Source organism: Mariprofundus sp. EBB-1 (assembly GCF_003665155.1).
GTDB lineage: Bacteria > Pseudomonadota > Zetaproteobacteria > Mariprofundales > Mariprofundaceae > Mariprofundus.
The window spans coordinates 23,258-49,647 of sequence record NZ_RCFQ01000016.1; the positions used below are offsets into that span (position 1 = coordinate 23,258).

Below are 26,390 nucleotides of genomic sequence, written 5' to 3' on the forward strand. Positions count from 1 at the left end.
ATTGAATATGCTTTATCTAAGGCTTATTTTAGGCGGGCTTGGAAAGGCGTCGGTTATTTATTCAGGCTATAAAATTACCTATCCGTCACACATTTTTATTGGTGATAGTGTGTCGATCGCTCCCGGGGTACATCTTGGAGCATCAAGTCAGGGTTCAATTCATATTGGTGATCGCTGCGCTATCGCTGCAGGAGTAAGGTTTGTCACGCCAACACATGATTATAATGTGTTGCCCGTTTCAAGTGTGGGTATTAATAAACCTATCGTTATTGGTAAGGATGTGTGGATTGGAACAGGGGCAATTATTCTGCCCGGGGTAACAGTTCAAGATGGTGCTGTTGTTGCAGCAGGAGCTGTGGTTTCAAAGGATGTATTACCTGATTGTGTTGTTGGCGGAGTACCTGCCCGTGAAATAAAAAAATTGGAGCCCCGAGAGTTAAGGTTGAAACGGGGGGAGATGATATGAAGTTACACATTGGTTGTGGAAAAAAATATTTACCGGGTTTTAAACATGTTGATGTGATTGCTTTTGATCATGTTGATTTTGTGTGTGATGCCAGGCGTCTGGAAAAAATTGAAGATAATAGCGTCTCCGAGATTTATGCATGTCATATATTGGAGCATGTAGAGCGTGGTGAAGTGGTCGGGGTTTTGAGAGAGTGGGCGAGAGTATTGCACCCCGGAGGGGTGTTGCGCTTGGCTGTGCCTGATTTTGAGGCCGTTGCGACCGAGTACCTGGAAAATCGGGATTTAATGAATATGCAGGGTTTGCTCTATGGCGGACAAACCTATGATTATAATTTTCATCATGTGGCCTTTGATTTTATTTCGGTTCAATCAATGTTACGCGAAGCGGGTTTTTCCAAACCAGAGCGTTATGACTGGCGTGATTTCTTACCTTCTGAAAATTTTGATGACTATAGCAGATCATATCTTCCTCATATGGATTTTGAACAAGGTAGATTAATGAGCTTGAATATTACCGCTAAAAGGCTGTAAGACACTTTAACATGTGAAATGAATAGGTTGAGTTGAGGGAAAATATGTTGCAAATGATTCGAAATTTAAAACGTTTTTATGATGTGCGAATCCGGAAGGATTCAAAACGGATGGCATGCTACAATTATTATGATCAACATGGTGAAATGTTACGTCTTGATTATCCCTTGAATAAAAATGCTATCGTTATTGATGCTGGCGGTTATGTCGGAGATTTCGCATCGAGTATCTTTTGCAAGTTCGGGTGCCATGTGGATGTGTTTGAGCCAATAGCCGTTTACGCAGAGAAGATAAAAGAACGCTTTAAATACAACGATTGCATTGAGGTGCTTAAAGCTGGTTTAGCTGCTGCAGACAGAGAGGAGAATATCCATGTGACGGGTTTAGGCTCAAGCGTGTTTGATGCTCCGGATAATATCAGAAAAGATGATATTGAGAAAATAAAATTGGTTTCTGTAGTCGGTTATTTACAGGCTAAATCTTATGAGAAAGTAGATTTGTTGAAGATTAATATAGAGGGCGGGGAGTATGAGCTTTTAATTGCTTTGTTGGATCGACCTGAGTTGATAGAGCATATTGAATATTTACAGATTCAGTTTCATGATTTTGTTCCTGATGCAGTATCAAAACGAGAAAATATTCGCCAGCGTTTATCAGAAACGCACCAATTAATGTGGGACTTTCCATTTATTTGGGAGAGCTGGGAACGTAAACGAGAACAATGATGAATAAATTGGTCGTAGGGATGGTTCCTTGTAGTCCTGCATTCACTGAAAATAGGATGTTTGATATTGAATCTGCAAGGGATAATGCTCTTGAACGGTTTGTAGAGACGCAATCTCTTTTGGAAGATCAGGGTATGATTTGTCAGACTTCGGATACATTGCATGCAAATCAAATTGATGTGTTACTATTTTATAATCTGGCCTTGGAATTTGAAGACATACTCTCTGTGGTAAAAGCGAATCCCTGTGTATATTTGTTAAATATTCCGATTGAACCGTCCATGGTGGCTCCGTTGCATTTTGATTGTGTGTTACAACATATGCCATTTGATCGGGTGCTAACGTGGAATGACAGATTGGTTACCAAAGGACTTCCCTTTGTGAAGGCAAACATCGGTGAGCCTGTGATACATTTGGAAAGCATTCCGCGTGTGAAATACGCTGATAAATATTTTATGGGGTGTGTTTATTCGAATAAGTCATCCAAAGATGAAAATAGCTTATATGGTGATCGTATTCGTGCTATAGAATTCTTTTCCGGGCAAGAAGAGAAAATGGATCTGTATGGAATTGGTTGGGAGTCTTCTTCACTTCAAGCTGTCCGAAAGTCATATAAGGGCAAGTGCGTTCGAAAAAGAGATGTGTTAAAACAGTATAAATTTTCATTATGTTTTGAGAACACACGAGATGATGCTGGTTTGATTACTGAGAAAATATTTGACTGTTTTGCAGCGGGAACGGTGCCGATTTATTATGGAGCACCTAATATTCAGGATTACATTCCTTCTGAGTGCTATATCGATTTCAGGGAATTCATCAATTATGAGCGTCTCTATGATTTCATGGTGAAAATGACTGAGGAAGAATATCAGGTATATCTGGATGCGGTGAAGGCATTTATTGACTCGTCTGATTATCAGAGATTCACTTCTAAAGGGTTTTCGCAAACTGTATTGAGTCAGATTCAGTCTTTGAAGAGCGTCCCTGTGCCGAATCGTGGTTTCTGGACGTTTAAGCGTGATGTGATCCGTGCCGCAATGCACTATCGACCGCGCAGTATGAAAAATTTTTTGCGTCATATCAGGTTTGTTCTCAAATTTACGTTCGCCAGATAGGAGTGAGTTTATGGCTGATTATAAAAGTATTTATTATGGCTATCAGACCAAAGCTCGTGGCTTGTTAGATGAGCATAGCTTGCGCTTGCAGTTCGAAAAAATGGCAAAATGGTATGCTTGCCGTCTGAGTCCTTTTTTGCCGGAAAACCCCGATGCTCACTGTTTGGATCTGCCATGCGGATTTGGTAACTTTCTCTATTTTCTGGAGGGTCGTGGTTACAAAAACACGCTTGGTCTGGATCTCGATGCTGAGCAGGTGAGGCTTGCCCGATTGCTAAATCTTCCTGCTGAGGAAGGGGATGCATTGCTTCACCTGCAAAGCAAACCGAATCAGTATGATCTGATTTCATCATTGGATTTTATTGAACACCTTAGCAAAGATGATGCTTTGGCACTGATTGAATTATGTATGCAAGCGTTGCGACCTGGTGGACGATTGATTTTGAGAGCGCCCTGTGCAGATGGCCCTTTTGGTGCACATGATGCCTGGAATGATATGACGCATGAGTGGGGGCTGACATCGAATGTGTTACGTACGATCCTGGAACTGAACGGTTTTCAAAATATAGAGCTTTTGGATGAGCGTCCACAACCAACCGGGTTAGTTGATACCGTTCGTTGGTTGGTCTTTTTTCCAACACGGCTGGTTGCCAATATGTTTTGTATGGGGCTTGGACTTAGACCTCCGCGTATCTGGACCCGCTCTATGATGGCGGTGGCACGAAAGCCAGAAGATCTGAATAGCGATCATTAAGCATGAAAGTGCTTTGCGTATTTGGCAAACACAATTATGGTGATCCCGCTCGAGGTCTAGGTTACGAATACTCTAATTTTATTCCGGCCCTGGAAAACCTTGGTCATGAGGTGGTGTTTTTCGAAAGTTTGAATAAATCATCCTATCATGATTTTGCAGATATGAATCGTCAATTATTGCAGTTGGTAGATTCTGAACAGCCTGACCTTATTTTTTGTGTGTTTATGACGTATGAAATCTGGATGGAAACGCTGCAGTTGATTCGGGATGGTAGTCATGCGGCATTGATTCACTGGGCGGCGGATGATTCATGGAAATACGAACAGTTTTCTAAATTTATCGCGCCATTTTTTGATCTTTATGTGACTACTTATCCGTCAGCATTGAAGAAAAGTATCGCTGATGGATTGAATAACTTCACATTGTCGCAGTGGGCTGCTGATTCATCGCACATGTTACCCCCGCTGATGTCGAAAGAATGTCAATATCAAGTGAGCTTTATTGGTTCAAATTATGGCAATCGTGCTGAGTGGGTGGAATCATTAAAAGATAGAGGTATCCATGTTGATACATTTGGCTATGGCTGGCCGGCCGGACCCGTAGCTGCTGAAAAAATTACCGAAATTATGCGCGCCTCTCAGATCAGCCTTAATTTTGGAGATTCGGGTGTGGTGATCGAAGATGGAAAACATGTGCGTAGTCGGCAGATCAAGGCGCGTGTGTTTGAGGTGCCGGGAGCCGGAGGTTTATTGGCAACTGAGCCTGCAGAGCATTTGGATGAGTTTTTTGAGTTGGGAAAAGAGATGGTTGTGTTTGAGAATATTGATGAATTAGCCAATCATATTCGTGAACTGTTAGCGCATCCAGAGAAACGCGATACTATCGCGTTAGCTGGATTTGAGCGCACCAAAAATGAACATACGTACGAGTCGCGCTTTGGATGCATTATTGAAGAGGCACTCGCAAAGAGGCTTCTACGGTGCACCGCTGATCATGGTGTTGATTTCACTGCTTTCGATAAACTTGCGCGAGCATATCAACCGCACTTACTGCTTTGTTTTCTGAAATATATACTGTTGCTGCCTTGTATCTTGATATGGGGGAAGCGGCGAGGGCCCAGAGCTGCTCGAAGGTTATTATATGAATTCAGCTGGCGTTATCTGGGTAAAAAAACCTATTCAGTAACAAATTGGGTTGGACGTATTTTTTACAAACAGAGTTAAATGATTAGTATTTTGTTATTGATGTGGGGGTTTGCTTGAGAGTTTTAGTTCTAGGTGGCAATGGTTTTATTGGTTCTCATGTTGTAGATCATTTGGTTGCGGCAGGGCATAAAGTCCGTGTGTTTGATCGGAGTGTTGAGCTTTATCGAGAGCCTCTTAAGCATGTCGAATACAGGTTCGGACGATTTGACGATACATTTCAGGTTGCAGAAGCGCTTGATGGTATGGATGCTGTTTGTCATCTAATTAGTTCGACGGTGCCAGGTACATCCAATTTGGATCCGGTTGTGGATGTTGAAAGCAATCTTGTGAATACATTGAAGTTGTTAGAGCAGATGAGAAAAAAAAATCTGCATCGGATATTATATCTCTCCTCTGGAGGGGCGGTATATGGGAATACGGTGACTTCACCTATTGGTGAAGATCAGCCTTTGAACCCGATTAGTTCATATGGTGTGGTGAAAGTCTCGATTGAGAAATATCTTCTGATGTATCAGCAACTTTATGGTTTTAAGCCTATTATTTTGCGCCCTTCAAATCCTTATGGGCCAAGACAGGGGCATGTTGGTGTGCAGGGTCTGATTGGTACTTTTCTGGCTCGGATATTGGCCGGCGAACGTCTGGAAATCTGGGGCGATGGCTCTGTTGTGCGTGATTATATGCATGTCAGCGATCTGTCACGTTTATGTGTAAGTGCCCTGGAAAGTGAAACGTGTGGTGTCTTCAACGCGGGTAGTGGAGAGGGAAATTCGATTAATCAGATTGTTGATTTGATCCGTAATCTGGCGGATGAAGAGTTACAGATCGACTATCGTCAAGGTCGTGCATGTGATGTTCAAGAGGTGGTGTTGGATATTTCTAAAGCTATTGAAGCATTTAACTGGTCACCTGAAGTGTCGTTGTCTGATGGCATTCTTAACCATTTAGAATGGTTACGCGATCAGTGAAATCGTTAGATGTTAGAGGGGGAACTGGCTCCGATAAACAGCCGTTGGTGACTATTGCACTGCCTGTTTATAACGGCGCTGCGACCTTGTCTGTCGCTGTGCATTCAATTCTGATGCAGAGCTTTAGTGACTGGGAGTTAATCATTCTGAATGATGCATCGACTGATGACAGTTTGGCTGTTATGCGTTCCTTTGATGATTCAAGAATTCGGCTGGTGGAGGGCGAGGAAAATATCGGTCTTTCTGCGCGTTTGAATATGGCTATGGATATGGCTAGAGGAGAGTACTTTGCCAGAATGGATCAGGATGATATCAGTTTTCCTCAGCGATTAGAGAAGCAGTTGGCTTATCTACAGTCGCATCCTGATGTGGATCTGTTATCCGCTAATGTTGTTGTATTTGAAGGGGTTGATGAGGTTCTGGGACAGTGGGATGTGGGTAGCGGTACGCATGAATATATCTGCAGGCATCCGTGGCGTGGATTTTATATGGCTCATCCAACATGGATGGGACGTTTGCATTGGTTTCGTCATTATCGCTATCGTACATGTGCAGATGGTGCAGAAGATCAGGATCTGCTATATCGAAGTTTTAGGCATAGCCACTTTGCCTGTTTATCGGAACCTTTATTGGCCTACCGGGAAGCCAGAGTGCTGAAAAAAATGTTTCGTGCCCGCATGGTGGTGTTGCGTTCATTGGGGCGTGAAGCATTGGTGTCAGGTTTTTATGTGGATGCGGTGAAAATTTTATCCGTTCAAATGGCAAAAATATTTGCTGATATGCTGAGGCATGGGTTGGGTTTGCATGCTTTACGCAACGCTTTACTTCCTCTTGATGAAAAAACGCGAGCCGAGTGGTGCGATATTTTACAGAAATTGAAGTGTATTCAGGCGGGTGAAAGGGTGTGAAAAAGATATGTCTGGTTGCATCTGCGGAAATCGTGGTGCACTTTTTTCTTATAGAACCGTTACGTGTATTGAGCCGGGAATATGATGTTACGCTTGTGGTGAATACTGATAATTGCCATTTTCTTGATGATTATGGTTTGAGTGATGTGCGTGTGATCCCTGTTGCGATTGAAAGAGAGATCAAGCCTCTGGCTGATTTGCGGGCCTTATCTCGACTTATTCGTTTGTTTCGAGCGGAATCATTTGATGTTGTCCATTCGATTACGCCCAAAGCGGGGCTGCTGGCGATGTTAGCTGCAAAGCTCACCTCGCATGCCGTGCGAATCCATAACCTTAGTGGTCAGGTGTGGGTGACAAGAGATGGATTGTCTCGATTGTTGCTTAAAAATATTGACCGCATGACGATGAAGTTCGCTACACATTTATTATCAGATAGTCAGTCTCAGATTGACTTTTTGGTGGCCGGTAAATTGGTTGGCCGGAGTAAATGTCGTGTGCTGGGTGATGGTTCTGTTGCCGGGGTCAATATTGACCGCTTTAAGCCTGATCTGCAGATGAAACATGCCATGCGACAGAAGATGAATACGCCTGAGTCAGCAAAGGTAGTGTTGTTTCTTGGCAGACTGAAAAGAGATAAGGGTGTTTTGGATTTGGCGCGTGCTTTCGCCTTGTTGGAAGATCCGAATGAGACGGTATGGCTATGGGTTGTTGGCCCGGATGAAGATGGATTAGGAAAAGAGATTGAAGCTGCCTGTGGCTCGCGTAGTAATCGTTTGCGTATAGAGGGTTATACGCGAAATTCTCAACAGTATTTCGCAGCAGCTGATCTATTTTGTCTGCCAAGTTACCGTGAGAGTTTTGGCGTGGCTATTCTGGAGGCGGCTGCATGTGGGGTGCCAACGGTTGGTTCACGTATTTATGGCATTACTGATGCAGTGAAAGAAAATGAAACAGGTGTGTTGTTTAATGTCGGGCAACCGCAGTCGTTAAGCGATGCTATGCAGCAGATGCTAGATGATGATCTATTACGCGAGCAGCTTGGTAAGCGTGCAATGGATCGAGTCCATAGGTTGTTTTCCAGTGCACGCGTGACCCATTTATGGGTGGAGTTTTATCAGATGCTCTTGAAAAGATAATGAATTGAGATGTGAGATTGTAGTAGTTTTTAGTATAATCTTTGTTTTGAAGTGCGTCGTGGTGAATGAAAAGCGTGTTAGTCGAAATGAAATATTAAAGTTGATAAAAAAAGGGGAAGAACAGTTAATGATACAGGATGATTGCTTGGATCAGGATGCGCTGGAGGTATCAATATTATGATCGTATTGATGGTTTCAGCTGTATTAGCACTTTTGCTTACGCTGTGGTTAATTTCTGATAAATCCCCTTTGACCATTATGGATACGCCTAATGAACGTTCTTTGCATGAACAGCCCACACCTCGCAGTGGTGGAGTGGCCATATTAATTGCCATCAGCGTAACGTGGTTGATTTTGACATTTACTGAGTCGTGGCCTGAAGCGATGAGCTGGATTGCTGTTGCAGCGGCATTGATCGCTACAATATCATTATTAGATGACCTGTGTGAACTCAGTCCCTTACATCGTATTCTGGTGCATGGCATTGCTGCTGCTATATTGATTGTTGGTGAAATGATTTTGTTCGATGGATGGTTTGGAGCGATATTTACCTGGTTTGCCATTGTCTGGATGCTTAATCTGTATAATTTTATGGATGGTATGGATGGATTCGCTGGTGGTATGACTTTGCTTGGTTTCGGCTTCCTTGCTTTAGGGGGTTGGTTGCAGGGAGGATCTGAATATGCCTTGTATGCTGGCGTTGTAGCAACGGCAGCACTTGGTTTTCTCGGTGTGAACTTTCCACCTGCCAGAATATTCATGGGCGATGCAGGTTCGGCTACGCTGGGGTTGTTGGCTGCTGCTTTTAGCTTGTGGGGTATTCATGATGGCTTTTTTGTCTGGTGGTTTCCGTTGCTTGTCTTTTCGCCCTTCGTTGTAGATGCAACGGTGACTCTGATTCGCCGAATCATGAACAAAGAGCGGATTTGGGAAGCGCATCGTTCGCATTATTATCAACGTTTGGTTCAATTGGGTTGGGGGCATAAAAAAACGGTCTTAGCCGAATATGTGTTGATGGTGCTGGCTGGTTCATCTGCGCTCCTGCTAGTTCTCTTGCATAACAGCGTGCTGACTTACGCAGTGCTCTTGGGTTGGGTGCTGTTGTACATTCTGCTGGCTATACAGGTTCACCGTATGGAGGCACAACAGTGAGAATGAAATGGATCTCTCAGCTGAGCCCTTTCTTTCTCTGTATTGGAGCGCTCGCATTTCCATTTTCGGTAGGGGCAACCAATGTGGCATTGGGGGTTGCACTAGGTGTGGCGGTGTTATCAGGTCAATGGTGGCAAGGGTTGGTCCGCTTTTGGCAAGATAACAGGCTGCTGTTGATCGCATTTATTGCCTATTTTCTTTTGATGGTCATGGGGTTGATTTGGAGTCTGGATGTGGCGTGGGGAGTACATGTCTTAGGACGTCAATGGTTCTGGTTATTAATTCCGGTAGTAATCGCCGTGCTCGCAGATGCGCAGTGGCGTAGGCGTTTTCTTGTCGCTTTATCTGCCGGGCTTACCTTGAATCTGTTTTATTGTGTGATGCAAATGTTTGGCTTGGTTGAAGTCACTGTACAAGGTTCTAATGCTATTGATGCAACCGGTCATATCGGACATATTGGATTTGGTGTGGTGTACGGGCTGTGGGGCGCATGGTTGTTGCATCTGGGTTGGATTTATAGTGGCTCGCAACGTATATGGTTGTGGGTTCTGACCTCTTGGGCTTATCTGATGATTTTGCTGGCTCAGGGGCGAGCAGGGCTGTTGGTGGCGACCTTATTGATGATGGTTATTGCTATTTATCATCTTCGCAAGGTGAATATACGCCGATTGATGATTGGTGCCGGTCTGTTTGTTGTGCTGATTATCTTGAGTCTGTTGATTGGTCCGAATAAAGATCGGTGGCAAATGGCCTGGCAAGGTGTAATAGACAATATATCGACTGGTGTCGTCAGTAAGTCGGCGTACACGGGAACTTCAACAGATCAGCGTTTTTATATGCTAGCCGTGAGTGTTGATATCTGGAAACAATATCCTCTGCTGGGCGTAGGAACCGGCGGTTTACCGCAAGCTGTGAAAAACATATCGGAACTGCAAGGGCATACGCAGCGCATCACGTTTGCACACCCCCATAATCAATATCTGCTTGATCTTGTCCGATGGGGGCCTATAGGGCTTGGTTTATTGCTGTTTCTCTTTGTAGTTTGGGTGCGGGAAAGCAGGGGGCAAGACTGGGGTGGATCCGGCACAGCACCATTGATTTGCCTTTCGGCAGTAGCGCTTGCCAGCCATGGTTTATTTGCGCCATCGATGGAGGAACACTTTTCTGGCCTGTTGGCGGCCTTATTGTTAGGTGTTGGTTTGTCTGATTCTAGTGGAGATATATCAAGCGAACATACATGAGGTTCGTTGTTTTTCTGGACAGCATGACGTCTGATCATGGAATGACAATTAGAGTGCTGCTAGCGTGCTGGCATGGGTGATTTGGAAACAAAATTAAACAAACTACGCGTGTCGATTGATGCAGTTGATGATGAAATTCTGGGCTTGATTCGCAAGCGGGCGCAGTTGGCTACGCAGGTGGGTGAAGCCAAACAGAATACCGGTGATGCACCATTTTATGTGCCGAGCCGTGAGGCCTCCATTATTCGCAGATTGCTATCGCAAAATGATGCGGCGGCTGAATGTTCGCATGAAACCAAAATTCCTGATGCTGCGATTCACGGTATTTATCGTGAAATTATTGGTGCCTGTCTGGCGCTTGAACATCCGATGACTATTGCATATCTGGGGCCTGAAGGAACGTTTAGCCATACCGCATCCACACGGCAATTTGGTGCAACGCCGACTTATATGGCTTGTGGTTCATTGGCCATGGTCTTTGATGAAGTGGAGTCCGGACGTGCAACCTATGGTGTTGTGCCGGTGGAAAATGCCTTTGAAGGGGCTGTGACGCCGACTTTGGATCTGTTTGCAGATATGGAGCGCAATGTCTTTATTTGTGCTGAAGTGCAGCTATCGATTCATCACCATCTGTTCTCTTATGCTGATAATCTTCATGAGATTGAAACGGTTATTTCGCATCCGCAGCCATTGGGCCAGTGTCGAAACTGGATTGCATCACATCTGCCCAATGCCGGTTTGATGGAATCGTCATCCACGATCAGGGCGGCTCAAATCGTGGATGAAGCCAGAAACAGTAGTGTAAGTGCTCTGGATTGGAAAAAGTGTGCTGTGGTTGGCCCATATTCTATTGTGGATCAGTCAGAGCTACCTTTAATGCAACGTAATATTGAAGATTTTCATGATAATACCACCCGTTTCTTTGTGATCGGCCAGCATGATTCTCCAGCTTCCGGTGAAGATAAGACATCATTGGTGATGTCGATTAAAGATGAACCGGGCGCACTGCATAAGCTGATTACCTCATTTGCCGAACGTGGTATTGGTTTGACACGCATCGAATCCCGCCCATCCAAAAAACAGCTTTGGCAGTATGTGTTCTTTGCAGACATTGAGGGTCATCGTGATGATGTTGATGTCGCCAATGCGATTGCTGAGATTCAATCAAAATTGGGTGGTTTTATCAAAGTGCTGGGTTCATACCCTGTTTCCAGACCGCTTTAGTCAAAAGTTTTTACCACGAAGAACACAGAGGGCACGAAGGGAATGAAATTTGATGAGTTGTCAAACAGGGTGATCGGTTGCGCTATTGAGGTGCATCGTAATCTTGGTCCGGGACTGCTTGAATCGGCCTACGAAAAATGCTTGGCTTATGAGCTGGGATGCAACGGGATTAGATATGCCTTGCAAGTTCCTGTTCCTGTCGATTACAAAGGCGTTCACATGGAGTGTGGTTATCGTATTGATATGCTGGTAGATGAACGGTTGATTATCGAACTGAAGAGCGTCGATAAGCTATCGAGCATTCATCAGGCGCAGTTGCTCACATATATGAAGCTGACACAAGTAGAGACAGGTCTGCTAATGAATTTTAATGTACGTATGCTGAAGGATGGGATTCAGCGTTTTGTTTTATAACACGATATCAGGATGGAAACAGTGAATAAAGACTATTGGACAATAAACGTCTTCGTGCCCTTCGTGCTCTCTGTGGTGAGTAATGATGGGTATTGATTGGATGGCACGGGCCGTTGCCCAAACTGCTGGCCTTTACCCTTATGTGCCGGGTAAACCGATAGAGCAACTGTTGCGTGAGAAAGGGCTTTCACATGCAGTAAAACTGGCTTCAAATGAGAATCCATATGGGCCATCACCAAAAGCGATTGTAGCGATGCAAAAGGCTGCGAGTGAGGTGCACCGCTACCCTGATGGTGATGCCAATGCTTTGAAGTTGAAACTGGCTGAATTTCATACTGTAAAGAAAGAACAAGTGCTGGTTGGTAATGGGTCTAATGAAGTGTTGGAACTGTTGATTCGCAGCTTTGCCGGTTCCGGTGATGAAGTGATTTATGCGCAGCGTGCTTTTATTGTCTATGCGCTGGCGACACAAGCGGCAGGCGCAACTGGCATTGCCGTGCCGGAATCCGATGGTTTAACACATGATCTGGATGCAATGGCTATTGCTGTTACAGATAAAACCAAAGTCGTGTGCATTGCTAATCCGAATAATCCAACCGGCACATTGTTAGGTAATGATGCGATGCAGTTATTCCTCGATCAGTTACCACGAAATGTCGTCGTGATTATTGATGAAGCCTATTATGATTTTGTGGCGCATCAACTGGGTGATTCCGTACACACATTGAAACATCCTGGTTTGGTGATTAGCCGGACCTTTTCCAAGGCTTATGGGCTGGCCGGTTGTCGTGTTGGTTATGCTGTAGCTGATGCTGAGCTTGTTGCTGTAGTGAATCGTTTTCGGGAACCCTTTAATGTGAATCTGTTGGCGCAAGTAGCAGCCATGGCTGCTCTGGATGATCATGACTGGGTAAAGGACAAAGTGGCTAAAACGGCAATTGAGCGTGATAAACTTGAAGCTGAACTCGATGCTATGGGAGTATTGGGAGGCCGCTGTTTTGCGAATTTTGTATTGCTGAGGCACAGTAGAAGTGCAGATATTTTGAGACGATTGGAAGATCAGGGCATCATTCCTCGTCCCTTAGCTGGATATGGAATGCCTGAATATTTGCGTATATCGGTGGGTAGTGCTGAGGAAAATGCCGCATTTCTAGCGGCGTTAAATCATATTGCAGGAGAGATTTAAGCCCATGAATCCAATACAACATATGGTCGTAATTGGCACGGGTCTCATTGGAGGCTCGCTTAGTTTGGCTTTGAGAAAAGCAGCCCTTGTTGAGCGCGTTACCGGAGTAGGGCGTAGTCGTGCCAATCTGGAGCTGGCTAAAGAACTGGGAATAGTTGATGACTGGACACATGATATTGCTGAAGCCGTGCGTGGTGCAGATATGGTGGTTGTGGCTGTACCGATGTCTGCGTATGCGTCGGTATTCAAAACGATGGCACCCCACCTCTCAGCAACGACAATAATCACGGATGTTGGTAGTACCAAACAGTCTGCGATGATCGAAGCACGCTCTTATCTATCTGATAGTTCTCGATTTGTGGCAGGGCATCCGATTGCCGGTACAGAACAATCCGGTGCAGGAGCGGCGTTTGCCGAGCTGTTTGATGGGCGTCTGTGTATTTTGACCCCGGATGCCGATACCAGAGCTGATGCTGTGCAGCGCGTGCAAGAGATGTGGAAAGTGGTTGGTAGTCGTGTGATGTGTATGGCGCCGGCAGAGCATGATGATTTTTTGGCGGCAGTCAGTCATTTACCTCATTTGGCTGCGTTTGCATTGGTCAATGCCGTGCGCAAACAGGGTAATGAAGAGCATGATCCGTTTGAATTTGCTGCCGGAGGCTTTCGTGATTTTACACGTATCGCTTCATCTTCTCCGCAGATGTGGCGTGATATTGCCCTGTGTAATCGCGATGCTGTGATTCGCCAAGTCGATGCATTACAGGATGAATTAAATAGTTTGAAAGATGCTTTAAGGTCAGATGACGGCGAGCAGTTGTTGGAACATTTCAGTTCAGCCAAACAGGCACGTGATGCATGGCTTAACACGTATGGGAAATCGTTATGATGGGAAAAATGCTATGAATGTTGGTGGAACACTAATTGCAGGCCCTGCTAGCGGGCCATTGAAAGGGGATATTGTCGTACCCGGTGATAAATCCATGTCGCATCGTTCGGTGATGCTGGCATCACTGGCTGATGGTGTGACAGAAGTGCACGGCTTTTTACCCGGTGAAGATAATATTTCAACCGCTCAGATGTTTATCGACATGGGCGTCAACATCGAGTGGCTCAATGATAAGAAGACTTCGTTACGTATTCACGGCGTAGGTCTGCATGGTCTGAAAGCGCCGATAGGGGTGCTCGATGCCGGTAATGCGGGTACTTGTGTGCGTTTGATGACTGGTGTGTTGGCCGGTCAAGACTTTGCATCAACGATTTCTGGAGATGCTTCGTTATGTAAGCGTCCGATGCAGCGGGTAGTAGCACCTGTACGCCGTATGGGAGCCAAGGTGGAAGGTGGTGATGGAGGCAATCTGTTACCGCTCACCATTCGCGGTGGTAAATTAAAAGCCATCCATCATGTCTCTGAAGTGGCCAGTGCGCAGGTGAAATCATGTGTGTTACTGGCAGGTCTCTATGCTGATGGTGTGACCACCTTGAATGAACCCAAACCAACCCGTGATCATACTGAGCGCATGTTACCGCTATTCGGTCAGCCGGTGGATGTGGCTGATGATGGTACTATTTCGCTCTCACCATGTGATCAACTTACGGCACCTAAGGATGCAGTGCATATTCCTGCTGATCCTTCATCGGCCTGCTTCTTTGCGGTAGCCGCCAGTTTGGTTGAAGGCTCAGATATCACGCTGAAAAGTATTGGTATCAATGCGCGCAGAGATGGTTGGCGCCGTGTGATGCATGGTATGGGCGCGAATGTAACATTGTTGAATGAGAGTATGGTGGGTAAAGAACCTGTTGCTGATGTGCGTGTCAGGTCGGGTGGGTTGCATGCTCTGCTGGTTGATCCGAATGATGTGCCGGATGCCATTGATGAATTTCCGGTGATTTTTGCAGCGGCATCGTTGGCTGATGGTGAGTTTGTATTGCGTGATGCTGAAGAGTTGCGGGTAAAAGAGTCAGATCGCATTGCTGTGATGGCAGATGCACTGCGTGCAGCAGGAGCTGATATTGCTGAGAAACCTGATGGTGCGGTGATTCAGGGCTTAGCTAGTCTGGCTGGTGGCACCGATGTCGATGCGCATGGTGATCATCGCATTGCGATGGCCATGGTAGTGGCAGCACAACGGGCTAAATCTGAAATTCGTATCCATAATGCAGCAGCTATTGCGACCAGTTTTCCAAATTTTGTATCTTTAGCACAGCGTATTGGTATGAATGTACGCTGGGAGAATGCCTGATGAGTGAGGAGTCAGGCGTGAGTGACTGGAATCCTGTCGAGGGCTTAACGATTGCGATTGATGGGCCATCGGGCTCAGGCAAAGGCACCGTTGCTAAAATGTTGGCTGATGAACTGGCTTTGCCGGTATTGGATACCGGTCTGTTATATCGTCTGACAGGTTCAGTGGCGTTGCAACGTGATGTGTCATTAGATTGTGAATCCGATGTGGCTGCACTGGTGGATGATTTACTGACAGACATTGACTGGACAGTAGATGGTGTTTTTTTTGCAGGTGAAAATGTGACATCTCAGTTGCGTAATGAGCAGGTAGGTGCGGCAGCATCACAGGTTGCAGCGATGCTCTCAGTACGTGAGAAATTATTAGGATTACAACATCTTCTGGCTGAAAAAGGCTGTATTATGGATGGTCGTGATATTGGTACGGTTGTCTTACCCAACGCGCCAGCCAAGTTCTTTTTGACCGCCTCAGTGCGTGAACGAGCTCGCAGGCGTTGGGCTCAGCTCAAAGATGATAGCGATAGTAGCCTTGAAGGCGTGCTGGCAGAGTTGAAAATGCGTGACCAACGCGACGCTGAACGTCAGCATGCGCCACTGAAACAGGCTAATGATGCAATTGGCATAGATTCAACTACTTTGCGTGTTGATGAAGTCATCGATCGCATGCTTGGTGTGTTAGAACGTAGAAAACTGATTGCAAGGTCAGTGTCGTAATAAAGCAATAGAAAACGAGATAAAAAATACACAATACTGAATAACAATTCTTGATGAATTGAGTAACCGGGATGGTACAACATGAGCGAAACCAACAGCTTGGAAAGCACACAGCAAGAGAAGACCGCTGCAGTGACACAAGACGCCGAAGTGAAACAAGAGGCTGAAGTGACATTGACACCAAATATCGAAGTGAAACAGGATGTTGAGGTGACAGAAGAGAAAACTGTGTCATCAACAGTTGAGGCTGAAGAGGAAGAGTCGTTCAAACTGATGTTTGAAGCTTCCTTGAAAGAGAAGCCAATTGTTAAACGCGGAGAAATGATCACAGGTATGGTGGTGAGCGTAACCGCTGATACTGTAACTATTGATGTGGGTGCCAAAGATGAGGGTACGATCCCTGCGGCTGAGTTTGTTCAGGCTGGTATCGCATTACCTGCTGTTGGCGATGAAATTGATGCGTTGGTTCAGTCCACTAGCGGTGGCGTGAAGTTGTCTGTTCTGGAAGTGAAACAACGTGAGGCATGGACAGCAGTTGCTGCAGCCGCTGAAAGTGGTGAAGCGGTTGAAGCTGTTGTAACGGCGGCTGTGAAGGGTGGTTATCGCGTTAGCCTGTCTGGTTTAAACGCATTTATGCCACGCTCAGAAGCTGATACGGATATGCACATTAATGCTGAAGATATCATAGGAAAAACGTGTAAGGTGGCAGTGCTGGAAGCACGTCGTAAACCTGAAAATGTGGTGGTATCGCGTAAGAAACCAATGGCTGCTGAGCGTGATGCGCAGCGTGCTGTTTTCTTCGAAGGAAAAGCCGTTGGTGATAAACTTACCGGTGTAGTCAAACGCATGGCCGACTTTGGTGCTTTTGTTGACTTGGGTGGTGTCGATGCACTTTTACACGTATCAGATATCTCATGGAGACGCATTAAACATCCATCTGAAATGTTGGCTGCTGGCCAGAGTGTGACTGTTGAGATTGTGAAATTAAATGCAGAAACTGGAAAAGTATCTGTATCTATGAAGGCATTACAGTCTGACCCATGGGATAATGTGGCTGCAAATTACGAAACAGGTATGCGTTTAACCGGTACGGTACGCCGTTTGCTGGACTTTGGTGCAGTGATTGAAATTGAACCGGGTATTGAAGGCATGATCCATCGCTCAGAACTAAGCTGGATCAAGCATGATGTGAAACCTGCCTCTGTGTTAGCAGAAGGGGATGTGGTTGATGTCTCTGTTTTGGAAGTAGATGCTGAAGCACGTCGTATCCGTTTGAGTTTGAAAGCAGTGAGTGAAAACCCATGGCAGTCTTGGTTGGCTGATCATCCCATCGGTTCACATGTGACTGGTAAAATCAAAAATGTTACTGATTTTGGTTTCTTTGTGCCGGTTGCTGGTGGTATGGATGGACTGGTTCACCTGGAAAATCTGTCATGGGATAAAAAAGGTGCGGAAGTACTACCTGAATACAGCAAGGGTCAGGAAATTGAAGCTGTCGTATTGGGTGTGGATGTTGCACAACAGCGTATATCGCTTGGCATTAAACAGCTTTCCGGAGATCCGTTTGAAGTATTTATGTCGGGTGTGAAGCGTGGCGATAGCGTTAATGGCAAGGTGATTGAGCTTAATCAGGGTGGTTCTGTGGTTGAAGTTGCCGATGGTGTGCAGGCTTTTCTGGCCCGTCGCGAAGTACCCCGTGAAGATGCAGACCTGAAAGTTGGTGATACGGTTGAAGCAAAAATTATTGAAGTCAATCGCAAGCGCAGACAGGTAAGTTTGTCTATTAGCCAGCAATTGCGTGATGAAGAACGGGATGCAGTACGTAACTATTCACAGAAAAATGCTTCAGAGTCAACGCCATCTGCATTGGCGTTGGAATTGCAACGTAAATTTTTAGATAAACAGCTGTAATAAGCAGATATGAAAAGGTGACTTGTAAAGCTTGGGTGGGGGTATCATTCTCCACCCGGGCTTTTACAAGACTCTTGAGTTGGTTCTGTTTTTGCGAAGGACTTGTGGATTGGCGGGGAGTATCTAGTCTTGCCATGCTTGGAGAGTGAAATGACAAAATCTGAATTGATTGAAATGATTACTGAAAAGCAGGAAGGCATTACTCGCCGCGAAGCTGAAGTGGTAGTGAATACGATTTTCACTGTGATTGGTGATGCTCTGGCAACAGGGGATCATGTTGAATTGCGTGGTTTTGGTAGTTTTACCACCAAACAGCGTAATGCACGCTTGGGCAGAAATCCAAAGTCTGGTGACTCTGTTATGGTTCCAGCTAAAAGTGTTCCACATTTCAAACCCGGTAAAGAGCTGCGTGAGCGCGTGGATAGCTCCGCTGAATAATCATTTTATGCAAAGTTTTAACTCGGTGAACTGGATAAACGTTCTACTGGTCATTGTCTTGACCTCGTTTGCCACCATGTTTGCCATGGCAAACCTATTGCCGGTACAAGTACATTTTCTTGGTGTTACTAGCTCTGAAGTTCCTATTTATATCCCGGTTTTTTTGGCATTTATGCTTGGTTTTACTGGCGGAGTGTTGGCCTTGACCTTCTCCAGGCGCAAACACAAACAAGAGATTGCCTGGCTGAAAGCCGAGCATGCACGCTTACAACGAGAAGTGGATAATCTCAGAAATATTCCCTTGCAAGACGACGTATGAATACACTGTTGTTGGCTATTACAGCCTTTGCACTGGTGGTCTTGGTGGCGTTGGTCTTACGTCCGGTCCAAGAAGATGTCGAATCCAATCATGAAGAAGATGAGCGTATTTCTCCACTTTTACGTGGCATCAATTATCTGCTCTCTGATGAGCCGGATCGTGCATTGCAAGAGATGGTGCAGGTGGCGCGTTTACGTTCTGAAGCAGCTGATGTCTATATGGCACTTGGTGAAATGTTTCGTGCCCGTGGTGAAATTGGCCGTGCTGTTCGTATCCATCAGAACCTATTAGCGCGTCCTGATTTGTCTCAGGATATTCATCTGCAGGCGCATGTGGCTCTGGCCATCGATTTTCAGACAGGTGGTTTGCTGGATCGGGCTCTTGTACAGTATCAGAAAGCTTTGAATATCCAGTCTGATCATGCCGCTGCTTTAGAAGCAAGTTTAAGAATTCGTGAGCAGAGTAAAGAGTGGTTACTGGCTGAGGAGTTGTTATCCCGCCTGGAACGTGTGCGCAATGAATCATACGGTTCTCATCGTGCGTATTTGTTTGCTGAAGTGGCGCGGCAGCGTTTTGAGCAGCATGATGAGGAAGGTGCACAGGCGGATGCAGCCCGGGCACTTGAGCTTGATGTTAGATGTGCACCTGCGCGTATTGTTGAAATCGATCTGGCTTTGCATCGACAGGATCTTGATGCTGCTGAAACTGGTGTTCGGACGTTGTGGAAGCAGGCACGCGAACATTTTCCGCTGGTGATCCCTTCGTTGTTACAGCATGAAACATTTTATCAAACCCGTGGTCTGAATCTGTTACGTGAATTGTGGTTGGATGGACAAGATGCGGAGTTGATCCTGGCCTGGATTGAATCACTGACCGAGAAGCGAGGCATTACAGAAGCTCGAAATTTATGTAATGAGTTATCATTTGTCCCACACTCTCTGCGTGAATCCTTACGTTTAAATGCTACGTTGGGAGAAGATTCAGATGTACACACCGGTTTTGCACGCCAGTGGCGCAAAACAGCCAAGAATTATGTTTGTGAACAGTGCGGTGTCGAAGTGGTAGAAGTGCGTTGGCAGTGCCCGCAATGCCATTCTTGGGGCACGTTGCATCCTAAAGCTGAGGAGAACGTGTAATGTCGAATGATGTTATGACTGGAGTAGCAAATCAGAACGATGATATGTTGAATCGTTTGATGGTGGCACTTGATGTGGACAGTAGCGATGCTGCATTGCAAATGCGGGATAGATTGGGTGATTCGGTTGGTTGGTTAAAAGTGGGACTGCGCTTGTTTGTAGCAGAAGGACCTGCCTTGGTACGTGATTTGAATCAGTCGCATCGTGTGTTTCTTGATCTGAAATTTCATGATATTCCCAATACAGTGGCGCAGGCGGTTGAAAGTGCGGGTGGTTTGGGCGTGAATATGATCAATGTCCACGCTGGAGGTGGTTCTGAAATGCTCAATGCGGCAGCTCAGGCTGCGGTGGCATTTCCGGATATGCGTCTGATTGCAGTCACTGTGTTAACCAGTGATGCGATGCCAAAAGAGCAAGCCAGGGTTGTAGCGCTTGAACGTGCCAAAATGGCGCAGGATGCAGGCTTGGATGGAGTAGTTTGCAGTGTGTTTGAGGCTGCGGCGATTAAAACGGCTTGTGGTAGTGATTTTATCACGGTTACCCCCGGTATTCGTTGGGGGGGGCAAGATGTGCAGGATCAGAAACGTGTCGCTGATCCGGCTTCTGCAATTGCTGGCGGTTCCGACTTTTTAGTGGTTGGTCGTCCCATTCTACACGCTTTAGATCCTCGTCAGGCAGCGCTGGAAGCATTGTCTCTGATGCGTTCCGCTTAAGTTATAAGGTTGGTAAGATGACGGAACAGGCGTATGAAACAACACTGGCCTCTTATGCCTGTAAAACATGCCATTCGCGAGGGCGCGTGCATGATGAACCTGAATCACCATATCGAAACCCTTATCAGCGTGATCGTGATCGTATTATTCATTCCACCGCGTTTCGCCGCCTTGAATATAAAACACAGGTGTTTGTTAACCATGAAGGGGATCACTACCGTACCCGTTTGACCCACTCTATCGAAGTGGCTCAGATTGCCCGCTCTATTTGTCGATCCATGCGTCTGCATGAAGATTTGGCTGAGGCTGTAGCGTTGGCTCATGATTTGGGACACACGCCATTCGGGCACTCCGGGCAGGATGCTTTGAATTCTGTGATGAAGCCTTATGGTGGTTTTGAACATAATCGTCAGTCACTGCGCATTGTAGAGAGCCTGGAACATAAATATGCCGCTTTCACTGGCTTGAATCTGAGTTATGAGACACGCGAAGGTATTGTGAAACATCACTCCACCTATGATACACCACAAAATAGTGATTTGAGCCATTTTAACCTGCATGAGCAGCCGGCACTGGAAGCCCAGATTGGTAACTTGGCAGATGAAATTGCTTACAATAATCACGATATCGATGATGGATATCGCGCTGGTATGTTATCCATTGATGACTTGATGGGGTTGGAGTTGTTTGGCCGTTTTTATGAACAGGCAGAACGCGAATTCCCAGATGTAATTGAACGTTTAAAAGTCAATGAAACCGTGCGTATGATGATCAATTTTCTTATCGGTGATGTGGTTGAAGAAACAAGTCAACGCATTAAAGCTGAGGGCATCAAAAGCTTTGCTGATGTACGTGCCGCAGGCTCCACCCTTGTCGGGTTTTCAAAACCTGTGCGTCGGATCAATGGAGAGATGAAAAAATTCCTTTATAAAAATATGTATCGCCATTACCGCGTTGCTCGCATGGCCAATAAAGCTGAACGGGTATTATGTGAAATTTTTGATGTTTATATTCAGAATCCATCCATGTTACCTGAGAATCAGCAACATGAGATGCTCGAAGCTAAAGCTTCGGATGGACTGAGTAAGCAACGTCAGGCAAGGATTATAGCCGATTATATTGCCGGCATGACCGATCGTTATGCACTGGAAGAACACGAGCGCCTGTTCAATGTGCATGTGCGCCCATAAAGATAAAGCTTCAACGCGGTTGCCACAGCGTTACTAACACCTAGAGCATAAACAGAGATAGGAATAAAAAAATAGGCCTTTTTCAGCGTGGTTTCATCGGATCAAAGTCGAAAGCGGATAGCGGGTCGAAGAAAAAAGACTCTTTGGTAAACTCTTTGAGGCATTGTTCTTTGTTGTTCGAGTGTTGAAGAATCATGCTCTCCAGTTCTTCATGTGATTCAAAACCGATGGTATCAAATTTAATACCAAAATGATGATCTTCAACTCTTGTGATCGCCCCCTCCGCATGAATGGGCAGTTCATCTTCATGGTTCTCAAATTGGATGGTGATTTTACACGCTTGACCAATTTTAAGATCATGCTTGGCCTTAGCCCAAGTCCCGTGAAGACTTAAATCCTTGATGACGGCATCAAAGGGATCTCCATCTGCAGGGGTGATTTGTGCAGGCAGGGAAATAGTGGTGCGCTGAAACGCTCTATTTTGATCATCGGGCATGCATACCTCCAGCCACTAGTGCTTACATTCCGAGTAGATTCATGGCAAAAATGAAAACAGCATAGCTACACTCTTTGGGTTGGTTTGTGACTTGTCAATTGATACGGCCACCGTACAATTTTATGCAGATATATGGATATCTAACCTGAATAATATTTGGGCTAATGACTGTCTGTAAGCCATGCTAATAGGGCCTTGCTTAATCTACGGCCGTTCAATGTGACAAACAGTCGATCCAAAGATCTTCTTTCTGCTGCTTTAGAATGATTTAGTCGTGATCGTTGTGATCTTCACCATGATTTCGTTCACCTTCATAATTACCGTTGTTATAATGACCATTGCGGTAACCAAAATCATGCAGTGGATCGAAATAACAGCCAGTCATGGCCGCACTGAATATCAGTACTAACAAAGCCGCAAGTATATGTTTATACATGAAATATCCTCAACTACGTTTGTTTTCTCAATCTTTTTGAAAAATTCGCTATGCGTTTAAGCGGATCAAACAGAAAGAATGGACTTCTCAACCTATATAAAAAATATCCAAGTGTCGAAGTCACTATAAAAATAATCAAGCCAGGCTCTTGTTGCAGGGTGTAATAAATAAACTTCTCCTTAGTAAGTAGCCGTTGGCCGATGAAAATACTTGTCAGGGTATAGATGGTATGTGGTAGTTTCCGCTGGCTGCGAATAAAAGAGATTTGGGTCTGAGGTCAGATGATGGGTGAAATAAGTTGGACAACAGACGATGCTGCAGAGCTCTATCAGGTTGAAGGCTGGGGTAACGGTTTCTTTGATATTAACAAAGCGGGCAATATGGTGGCCATTCCCGATGGTGAACATCAGGTTGATCTGAAGCAGCTATGTGATGAACTGGCTGAAAAGGATTTATATCCGCCGTTTCTGCTGCGTTTCTCCGATATCCTTAAACAGCGCATGGGCCAGATTCATGATCGCTTTTCCATTGCCCGCAAAGATGCTGCCTATGAGGGGCGCTATTACGGTGTTTATCCGATCAAGGTCAATCAGCAGCGTCAGGTAGTAGAAGAAATTGTTGAATTCGGTGCTGAGTTCAACTGGGGGCTGGAGGCTGGTTCCAAACCTGAACTGCACGCCACACTGGCTATGCTTGAAGATGTTGAAGGATTGATTGTGTGTAATGGCTATAAGGATCGTGAATTTATCGAACTGGCCATGATCGGTCGCAAGATGGGTAAACGAGTCTTTATCGTGGTCGAGAAACTCGGTGAGCTGGATATGATTCTGGAAGCATCGGAACGGTTGGATGTTGAGCCACTGATCGGCCTGCGCTGTCGATTGGCGGCCACCTCTGATGGTAAATGGGAGGATTCCGGCGGTGATAATTCCAAGTTCGGTCTCTCTGCCCATGAGTTGATGGAGGTAGTCGAAAAACTAAAAGCTGCTGACAAGCTCAATACGCTCAGATTGCTACATTTCCATATCGGTTCGCAGGTGCCGCGTATCCGTCGTATCAAGCAGGCCATGCAGGAAGCTGCCCGATTTTATGTTGAGCTGCACAAGCTCGGTGCACCGATTGAGTTCATGGATGTCGGTGGTGGCCTCGGCGTGAATTACGATGGTTCTATTTCCGGTTCGCACACCTCGGTGGATTATTCATTGCAAGAGTATGCCAACGATATTGTCTGGACGCTGAAAGCTGTCTGTGACGATGAAGAGCTGCCGCATCCTAATATTATCTCTGAATCCGGCCGTGCTCTGGTGGCACATCATTCGGTGATGGTGATTGATGTGCTCGGAGTTACCAAACGCGCCAGTAATCTTTCGCTCAATGAACCGGATGAACATGCCCCGATGCAGTTGCGTCAATTGTGGGATACATATAGTGCTTTTGAACAAATCTCACCGCGTGAAGCACTGCATGATGTGGTATCTCTGCGCGAAGATATCAATCGCCTTTTTGTGCTTGGCCACTGCACGCTGATGGAGCGCGCCCAAGCCGATGAGTTATACTGGCATATGCTGATTCGCTTGCTGGAACTACTTGATGAGGATGAGGCTGCCGAGCTGGTACCGGGCATTCGCAGCCAGATGGCTGATCGATACTTCTGTAATTTTTCCCTGTTTCAGTCGCTGCCCGATGCATGGGCTATTGATCAGGTCTTTCCTGTGGTGCCTATTCACCGTCTGGATGAAGAGCCGGACCGGCAGGGTATTCTGGTGGATATCACCTGCGATTCCGATGGCACTATTAAGAACTTTCCACTTGCATCAGGTCATTCACCCACGCTGCCGCTGCATGGAATAGCAAACGGAGATGACTATCTGATTGGCGTATTTCTGACCGGTGCTTATCAGGAAATTTTGGGTGATTTGCATAATCTCTTCGGTGATACACATGCTGTGCATATACGCATGGATGGTGATCAGTACGAACTAGAGCAGATCGTGGAGGGGGAATCGGTAGCCGATGTCCTTGATTATGTGCAGTTCAATGAGAAGGTGTTGCTTGATCGCATGCGCCGCCAGCTCACTCAGGCCCGTTCGGAAGGTCGCCTGACTGCGGCTCAGTCCAATAAATTTCTACGTTTCTACAAAGACGGTTTAGCCGGTTACACCTATCTCGAAGAGCAGATGCCCGGCACAGGAATCTAACATCCTTAGGATAGTGCATACCGACCTCATAACGGATCTATGGTCATGCTGGAAGAGGGCAGAAGCGTGGTGAAACTTCATGTATGTATAGCAATTCTTTTCTATTTCTAAGCTGTTTGAATATTGATGCGAAAACATGAGTAAAGAATTCGGAGGGTTGTAGCGAGTCAAAGCAAGGGTAAAAGCTTCATGGTTTCTGAGTTTGATGCCGAAGCTTAATAATCGCTATTTGGATTTATTAAACATATAGTATTGCAAGAGGATACAATATGCCGCCAGCCAATGAAACCATTGAAATAAAATCATCGGTGCATGTTCACCTGCTGGAAGACATGCGGGAAATTGACCTGCAAGAAGCGCTGGCAACGCCTGAACATACATTGTGGAGCATGCGCCTGAGATGCTGGATATGCTAAGTGAACGCTTTGCTCTGGATGCGTTGCATATCAAGGATATTCGCAACCTTATTCATCCGCCCCATTTCACGCGTCTTGAAAATGCAGCCATGCATATTATTTTGCGTTTCCCTGTTGAAAAAGAGACAGAGGATCCATTCAGTGAAGTGACCAGTGTATCTATTCTCGTGGATCGAGATATGTGTGCTTTGGTTTGGCCCGGCAAGCGGTTTCATCGATTCACCAATGCGGATTTCAAGGGTTTAAATGTTAATGAGTGCGCTAGCATGATTATTCATATGCTGGTGGATTATCTGCTTTCTCGTGTGTATATCTTGCGTGAGGAGATGGATGAGTTTGAAGAGGAGTGTCTGGCAGATGTAAACCGTGCCGATCTAGGCAGATTACTCAATATGCGTAAGGAGATGGCGACACTGGCTCGGCATGCACGAACCAATGGAATTGCCATTGAAAAGCTGATGGATGACCCTGTTTATAAGGGTAATTTGCGATTGATTGATGCGCATGAGCATATGGAAAGGGCGACTGCAATTGCTGAATCCAAGGCGGAACATGCACTGAATGTGATGCAGGCGGCGCAGTCACTCCTTAGCCAGCGACTGAATGAGGTGATGACCTTCCTGGCTGTGATCACGGTGGTTTTGACTCCGATGGGTATTATTGCAGGTGTGTTTGGCATGAATTTCACACATATGGATGTGCTGGCTTATCCCAATGGTTTCGCCTTGTCGGTTTGGGGTATGTTGTTGTTGGGCGCAATGCTGGCTGCTTTCTTCAGGTTCAAGAAGTGGTGGTAGCGGTAAGGTGGCTGTAAAACCCGGCGTTGCCGACAAGGAAGATGTAGTCCGTGTAGGTGTCGTGCTAGCAGATACTCATGCAGAACAAACAAAGGAATGATTTGAGCATGGAGTCTCAATGAATCTGAAATTATCTATCACGCTATGTTTGATTGCACTGGGCTCGATTTTTATCGTTCAGAACGCTGATATTGTCGAGTTGCACTTCTTGTTCTGGAAGATCGCCATGTCGCGGGCATTGATGTTTATCTTTCTCATCCTGATTGGCGTAGCTATAGGTTGGTTACTGCGTGGGCAAAGACTGCATGAGATGCAGAAACGAGAGCACATAGCGAAGTAATCCCGCCTGATAATGCTTGAGCG

General features: G+C 45.7%; 28 protein-coding genes and 2 pseudogenes. 28 read left to right on the top strand and 2 right to left on the bottom strand.

What is annotated here, in order from left to right:
* Positions 1 to 7: 7 nt before the first annotated feature.
* The 24 genes and pseudogenes from D8Y20_RS14020 to D8Y20_RS08105 form a co-directional block, all read left to right on the top strand.
* Positions 8 to 190 (top strand): annotated as a pseudogene (locus D8Y20_RS14020) (hypothetical protein); the annotation flags it as partial.
* Positions 191 to 265: 75 nt separating this feature from the next.
* Positions 266 to 421 (top strand): annotated as a pseudogene (locus tag D8Y20_RS14025) (DapH/DapD/GlmU-related protein); the annotation flags it as partial.
* Positions 422 to 462: 41 nt separating this feature from the next.
* Positions 463 to 999 carry a methyltransferase domain-containing protein gene (locus D8Y20_RS08000; RefSeq protein ID WP_121542523.1) on the top strand — a complete coding sequence of 179 codons (537 nt, stop codon included), beginning with the start codon at positions 463 to 465 and terminating at the stop codon, positions 997 to 999.
* A 44-nt stretch (positions 1,000 to 1,043) separates the two neighbouring features.
* Complete coding sequence (locus D8Y20_RS08005) at positions 1,044 to 1,724, top strand: FkbM family methyltransferase (RefSeq protein WP_121542524.1); 681 nt, start codon at positions 1,044 to 1,046, stop codon at positions 1,722 to 1,724.
* Positions 1,724 to 2,839 carry a glycosyltransferase family 10 domain-containing protein gene (locus tag D8Y20_RS08010; protein ID WP_161957599.1) on the top strand — a complete coding sequence of 372 codons (1,116 nt, stop codon included), beginning with the start codon at positions 1,724 to 1,726 and terminating at the stop codon, positions 2,837 to 2,839. Before D8Y20_RS08005 ends, D8Y20_RS08010 begins: the two co-directional genes overlap by 1 nt.
* 10 nt (positions 2,840 to 2,849) lie before the next feature.
* On the top strand, positions 2,850 to 3,593 hold the full coding sequence (locus tag D8Y20_RS08015; RefSeq protein WP_121542528.1) for a bifunctional 2-polyprenyl-6-hydroxyphenol methylase/3-demethylubiquinol 3-O-methyltransferase UbiG: 744 nt from the start codon (positions 2,850 to 2,852) through the stop codon (positions 3,591 to 3,593).
* A gap of 2 nt (positions 3,594 to 3,595) precedes the next feature.
* The gene (locus D8Y20_RS08020) at positions 3,596 to 4,816 is read left to right on the top strand and encodes a glycosyltransferase (protein WP_121542530.1); all 1,221 of its coding nucleotides are present in this window, start codon (positions 3,596 to 3,598) and stop codon (positions 4,814 to 4,816) included.
* 35 nt (positions 4,817 to 4,851) lie between these two features.
* Positions 4,852 to 5,763: an NAD-dependent epimerase/dehydratase family protein gene (locus D8Y20_RS08025; RefSeq protein WP_121542532.1), complete on the top strand. Its 912-nt coding sequence runs from the start codon at positions 4,852 to 4,854 to the stop codon at positions 5,761 to 5,763.
* Positions 5,760 to 6,671 carry a glycosyltransferase family 2 protein gene (locus tag D8Y20_RS08030; protein WP_161957600.1) on the top strand — a complete coding sequence of 304 codons (912 nt, stop codon included), beginning with the start codon at positions 5,760 to 5,762 and terminating at the stop codon, positions 6,669 to 6,671. Before D8Y20_RS08025 ends, D8Y20_RS08030 begins: the two co-directional genes overlap by 4 nt.
* Complete coding sequence (locus D8Y20_RS08035; RefSeq protein ID WP_121542536.1) at positions 6,668 to 7,807, top strand: glycosyltransferase family 4 protein; 1,140 nt, start codon at positions 6,668 to 6,670, stop codon at positions 7,805 to 7,807. The genes D8Y20_RS08030 and D8Y20_RS08035 overlap by 4 nt, the downstream gene beginning before the upstream one ends.
* A gap of 177 nt (positions 7,808 to 7,984) precedes the next feature.
* Positions 7,985 to 8,959, top strand: coding sequence for a glycosyltransferase family 4 protein (locus tag D8Y20_RS08040; RefSeq protein WP_201265586.1), 975 nt, complete (start codon positions 7,985 to 7,987; stop codon positions 8,957 to 8,959).
* 2 nt (positions 8,960 to 8,961) lie between these two features.
* On the top strand, positions 8,962 to 10,200 hold the full coding sequence (locus D8Y20_RS08045; RefSeq protein WP_236075339.1) for an O-antigen ligase: 1,239 nt from the start codon (positions 8,962 to 8,964) through the stop codon (positions 10,198 to 10,200).
* Positions 10,201 to 10,272: 72 nt separating this feature from the next.
* Positions 10,273 to 11,424 (top strand): prephenate dehydratase, encoded by a 1,152-nt coding sequence (gene pheA, locus D8Y20_RS08050; RefSeq protein WP_121542538.1) that lies wholly within the window; start codon positions 10,273 to 10,275, stop codon positions 11,422 to 11,424.
* 42 nt (positions 11,425 to 11,466) lie between these two features.
* On the top strand, positions 11,467 to 11,838 hold the full coding sequence (locus D8Y20_RS08055; protein ID WP_121542540.1) for a GxxExxY protein: 372 nt from the start codon (positions 11,467 to 11,469) through the stop codon (positions 11,836 to 11,838).
* 82 nt (positions 11,839 to 11,920) lie between these two features.
* Positions 11,921 to 13,024 (top strand): histidinol-phosphate transaminase, encoded by a 1,104-nt coding sequence (gene hisC, locus D8Y20_RS08060; protein ID WP_236075340.1) that lies wholly within the window; start codon positions 11,921 to 11,923, stop codon positions 13,022 to 13,024.
* Between the two features lie 4 nt (positions 13,025 to 13,028).
* On the top strand, positions 13,029 to 13,910 hold the full coding sequence (locus D8Y20_RS08065) for a prephenate dehydrogenase/arogenate dehydrogenase family protein (RefSeq protein ID WP_121542544.1): 882 nt from the start codon (positions 13,029 to 13,031) through the stop codon (positions 13,908 to 13,910).
* The gene (gene aroA, locus D8Y20_RS08070) at positions 13,894 to 15,264 is read left to right on the top strand and encodes a 3-phosphoshikimate 1-carboxyvinyltransferase (RefSeq protein ID WP_236075341.1); all 1,371 of its coding nucleotides are present in this window, start codon (positions 13,894 to 13,896) and stop codon (positions 15,262 to 15,264) included. Before D8Y20_RS08065 ends, aroA begins: the two co-directional genes overlap by 17 nt.
* Positions 15,264 to 15,977, top strand: a complete 714-nt coding sequence (cmk, locus tag D8Y20_RS08075) for a (d)CMP kinase (protein WP_236075342.1) — start codon at positions 15,264 to 15,266, stop codon at positions 15,975 to 15,977. The genes aroA and cmk overlap by 1 nt, the downstream gene beginning before the upstream one ends.
* 81 nt (positions 15,978 to 16,058) lie before the next feature.
* On the top strand, positions 16,059 to 17,888 hold the full coding sequence (locus tag D8Y20_RS08080) for a 30S ribosomal protein S1 (RefSeq protein ID WP_121542546.1): 1,830 nt from the start codon (positions 16,059 to 16,061) through the stop codon (positions 17,886 to 17,888).
* Positions 17,889 to 18,026: 138 nt separating this feature from the next.
* Positions 18,027 to 18,326 carry an integration host factor subunit beta gene (locus D8Y20_RS08085; RefSeq protein WP_255418414.1) on the top strand — a complete coding sequence of 100 codons (300 nt, stop codon included), beginning with the start codon at positions 18,027 to 18,029 and terminating at the stop codon, positions 18,324 to 18,326.
* A gap of 7 nt (positions 18,327 to 18,333) precedes the next feature.
* Entirely contained in the window at positions 18,334 to 18,645 is a 312-nt protein-coding gene (locus D8Y20_RS08090) for a lipopolysaccharide assembly LapA domain-containing protein (protein ID WP_121542550.1), read from the top strand.
* Positions 18,642 to 19,781 (top strand): heat-shock protein, encoded by a 1,140-nt coding sequence (locus tag D8Y20_RS08095; protein WP_121542552.1) that lies wholly within the window; start codon positions 18,642 to 18,644, stop codon positions 19,779 to 19,781. The genes D8Y20_RS08090 and D8Y20_RS08095 overlap by 4 nt, the downstream gene beginning before the upstream one ends.
* A gap of 59 nt (positions 19,782 to 19,840) precedes the next feature.
* On the top strand, positions 19,841 to 20,494 hold the full coding sequence (pyrF, locus tag D8Y20_RS08100; protein WP_121542584.1) for an orotidine-5'-phosphate decarboxylase: 654 nt from the start codon (positions 19,841 to 19,843) through the stop codon (positions 20,492 to 20,494).
* 17 nt (positions 20,495 to 20,511) lie between these two features.
* On the top strand, positions 20,512 to 21,684 hold the full coding sequence (locus D8Y20_RS08105) for a deoxyguanosinetriphosphate triphosphohydrolase (RefSeq protein WP_121542554.1): 1,173 nt from the start codon (positions 20,512 to 20,514) through the stop codon (positions 21,682 to 21,684).
* Between the two features lie 82 nt (positions 21,685 to 21,766).
* Here the strand turns inward: D8Y20_RS08105 and D8Y20_RS08110 are convergent, their stop codons facing one another.
* Together D8Y20_RS08110 and D8Y20_RS13605 are read right to left on the bottom strand one after the other, a co-directional pair.
* The gene (locus D8Y20_RS08110) at positions 21,767 to 22,180 is read right to left on the bottom strand and encodes a PilZ domain-containing protein (protein WP_121542556.1); all 414 of its coding nucleotides are present in this window, start codon (positions 22,178 to 22,180) and stop codon (positions 21,767 to 21,769) included.
* Positions 22,181 to 22,448: 268 nt separating this feature from the next.
* Positions 22,449 to 22,616: a hypothetical protein gene (locus D8Y20_RS13605; RefSeq protein WP_153232658.1), complete on the bottom strand. Its 168-nt coding sequence runs from the start codon at positions 22,614 to 22,616 to the stop codon at positions 22,449 to 22,451.
* 284 nt (positions 22,617 to 22,900) lie between these two features.
* Between D8Y20_RS13605 and speA the strand changes: the two genes are divergently transcribed.
* The 4 genes from speA to D8Y20_RS08125 all read left to right on the top strand — a co-directional run bounded on the left by speA (position 22,901) and on the right by D8Y20_RS08125 (position 26,367).
* Positions 22,901 to 24,814 (top strand): biosynthetic arginine decarboxylase, encoded by a 1,914-nt coding sequence (gene speA, locus D8Y20_RS08115; protein WP_121542586.1) that lies wholly within the window; start codon positions 22,901 to 22,903, stop codon positions 24,812 to 24,814.
* Positions 24,815 to 25,083: 269 nt separating this feature from the next.
* Complete coding sequence (locus D8Y20_RS13610; protein WP_153232659.1) at positions 25,084 to 25,230, top strand: hypothetical protein; 147 nt, start codon at positions 25,084 to 25,086, stop codon at positions 25,228 to 25,230.
* Entirely contained in the window at positions 25,215 to 26,027 is an 813-nt protein-coding gene (locus tag D8Y20_RS08120; RefSeq protein WP_121542558.1) for a magnesium transporter CorA family protein, read from the top strand. The genes D8Y20_RS13610 and D8Y20_RS08120 overlap by 16 nt, the downstream gene beginning before the upstream one ends.
* Positions 26,028 to 26,145: 118 nt before the next feature.
* A complete protein-coding gene (locus D8Y20_RS08125; protein WP_121542560.1) occupies positions 26,146 to 26,367 on the top strand; it encodes a lipopolysaccharide assembly protein LapA domain-containing protein in 222 nt (73 codons plus the stop codon).
* The last annotated feature ends 23 nt before the right edge of the window (positions 26,368 to 26,390 follow it).

What these genes read in the sequence shown, in the direction of transcription:
- speA (WP_121542586.1), top strand. Translation starts at nt 22,901, where the DNA reads ATGGGTGAAATAAGTTGGACAACAGACGATGCTGCAGAGCTCTATCAG.
- D8Y20_RS13610 (WP_153232659.1), top strand. Translation starts at nt 25,084, where the DNA reads ATGCCGCCAGCCAATGAAACCATTGAAATAAAATCATCGGTGCATGTT.
- D8Y20_RS08045 (WP_236075339.1), top strand. Translation starts at nt 8,962, where the DNA reads ATGAAATGGATCTCTCAGCTGAGCCCTTTCTTTCTCTGTATTGGAGCG.
- D8Y20_RS08125 (WP_121542560.1), top strand. Translation starts at nt 26,146, where the DNA reads ATGAATCTGAAATTATCTATCACGCTATGTTTGATTGCACTGGGCTCG.
- pyrF (WP_121542584.1), top strand. Translation starts at nt 19,841, where the DNA reads ATGGTGGCACTTGATGTGGACAGTAGCGATGCTGCATTGCAAATGCGG.
- D8Y20_RS08000 (WP_121542523.1), top strand. Translation starts at nt 463, where the DNA reads ATGAAGTTACACATTGGTTGTGGAAAAAAATATTTACCGGGTTTTAAA.
- cmk (WP_236075342.1), top strand. Translation starts at nt 15,264, where the DNA reads ATGAGTGAGGAGTCAGGCGTGAGTGACTGGAATCCTGTCGAGGGCTTA.
- aroA (WP_236075341.1), top strand. Translation starts at nt 13,894, where the DNA reads ATGGGAAATCGTTATGATGGGAAAAATGCTATGAATGTTGGTGGAACA.
- D8Y20_RS08015 (WP_121542528.1), top strand. Translation starts at nt 2,850, where the DNA reads ATGGCTGATTATAAAAGTATTTATTATGGCTATCAGACCAAAGCTCGT.
- D8Y20_RS08005 (WP_121542524.1), top strand. Translation starts at nt 1,044, where the DNA reads ATGTTGCAAATGATTCGAAATTTAAAACGTTTTTATGATGTGCGAATC.
- D8Y20_RS08105 (WP_121542554.1), top strand. Translation starts at nt 20,512, where the DNA reads ATGACGGAACAGGCGTATGAAACAACACTGGCCTCTTATGCCTGTAAA.
- D8Y20_RS08090 (WP_121542550.1), top strand. Translation starts at nt 18,334, where the DNA reads ATGCAAAGTTTTAACTCGGTGAACTGGATAAACGTTCTACTGGTCATT.
- D8Y20_RS08055 (WP_121542540.1), top strand. Translation starts at nt 11,467, where the DNA reads ATGAAATTTGATGAGTTGTCAAACAGGGTGATCGGTTGCGCTATTGAG.
- D8Y20_RS13605 (WP_153232658.1), bottom strand. Translation starts at nt 22,616, where the DNA reads ATGTATAAACATATACTTGCGGCTTTGTTAGTACTGATATTCAGTGCG.
- D8Y20_RS08020 (WP_121542530.1), top strand. Translation starts at nt 3,596, where the DNA reads ATGAAAGTGCTTTGCGTATTTGGCAAACACAATTATGGTGATCCCGCT.
- hisC (WP_236075340.1), top strand. Translation starts at nt 11,921, where the DNA reads ATGATGGGTATTGATTGGATGGCACGGGCCGTTGCCCAAACTGCTGGC.
- D8Y20_RS08010 (WP_161957599.1), top strand. Translation starts at nt 1,724, where the DNA reads ATGAATAAATTGGTCGTAGGGATGGTTCCTTGTAGTCCTGCATTCACT.
- D8Y20_RS08120 (WP_121542558.1), top strand. Translation starts at nt 25,215, where the DNA reads ATGCTGGATATGCTAAGTGAACGCTTTGCTCTGGATGCGTTGCATATC.
- D8Y20_RS08095 (WP_121542552.1), top strand. Translation starts at nt 18,642, where the DNA reads ATGAATACACTGTTGTTGGCTATTACAGCCTTTGCACTGGTGGTCTTG.
- D8Y20_RS08065 (WP_121542544.1), top strand. Translation starts at nt 13,029, where the DNA reads ATGAATCCAATACAACATATGGTCGTAATTGGCACGGGTCTCATTGGA.
- D8Y20_RS08080 (WP_121542546.1), top strand. Translation starts at nt 16,059, where the DNA reads ATGAGCGAAACCAACAGCTTGGAAAGCACACAGCAAGAGAAGACCGCT.
- D8Y20_RS08040 (WP_201265586.1), top strand. Translation starts at nt 7,985, where the DNA reads ATGATCGTATTGATGGTTTCAGCTGTATTAGCACTTTTGCTTACGCTG.
- D8Y20_RS08110 (WP_121542556.1), bottom strand. Translation starts at nt 22,180, where the DNA reads ATGCCCGATGATCAAAATAGAGCGTTTCAGCGCACCACTATTTCCCTG.
- pheA (WP_121542538.1), top strand. Translation starts at nt 10,273, where the DNA reads ATGGGTGATTTGGAAACAAAATTAAACAAACTACGCGTGTCGATTGAT.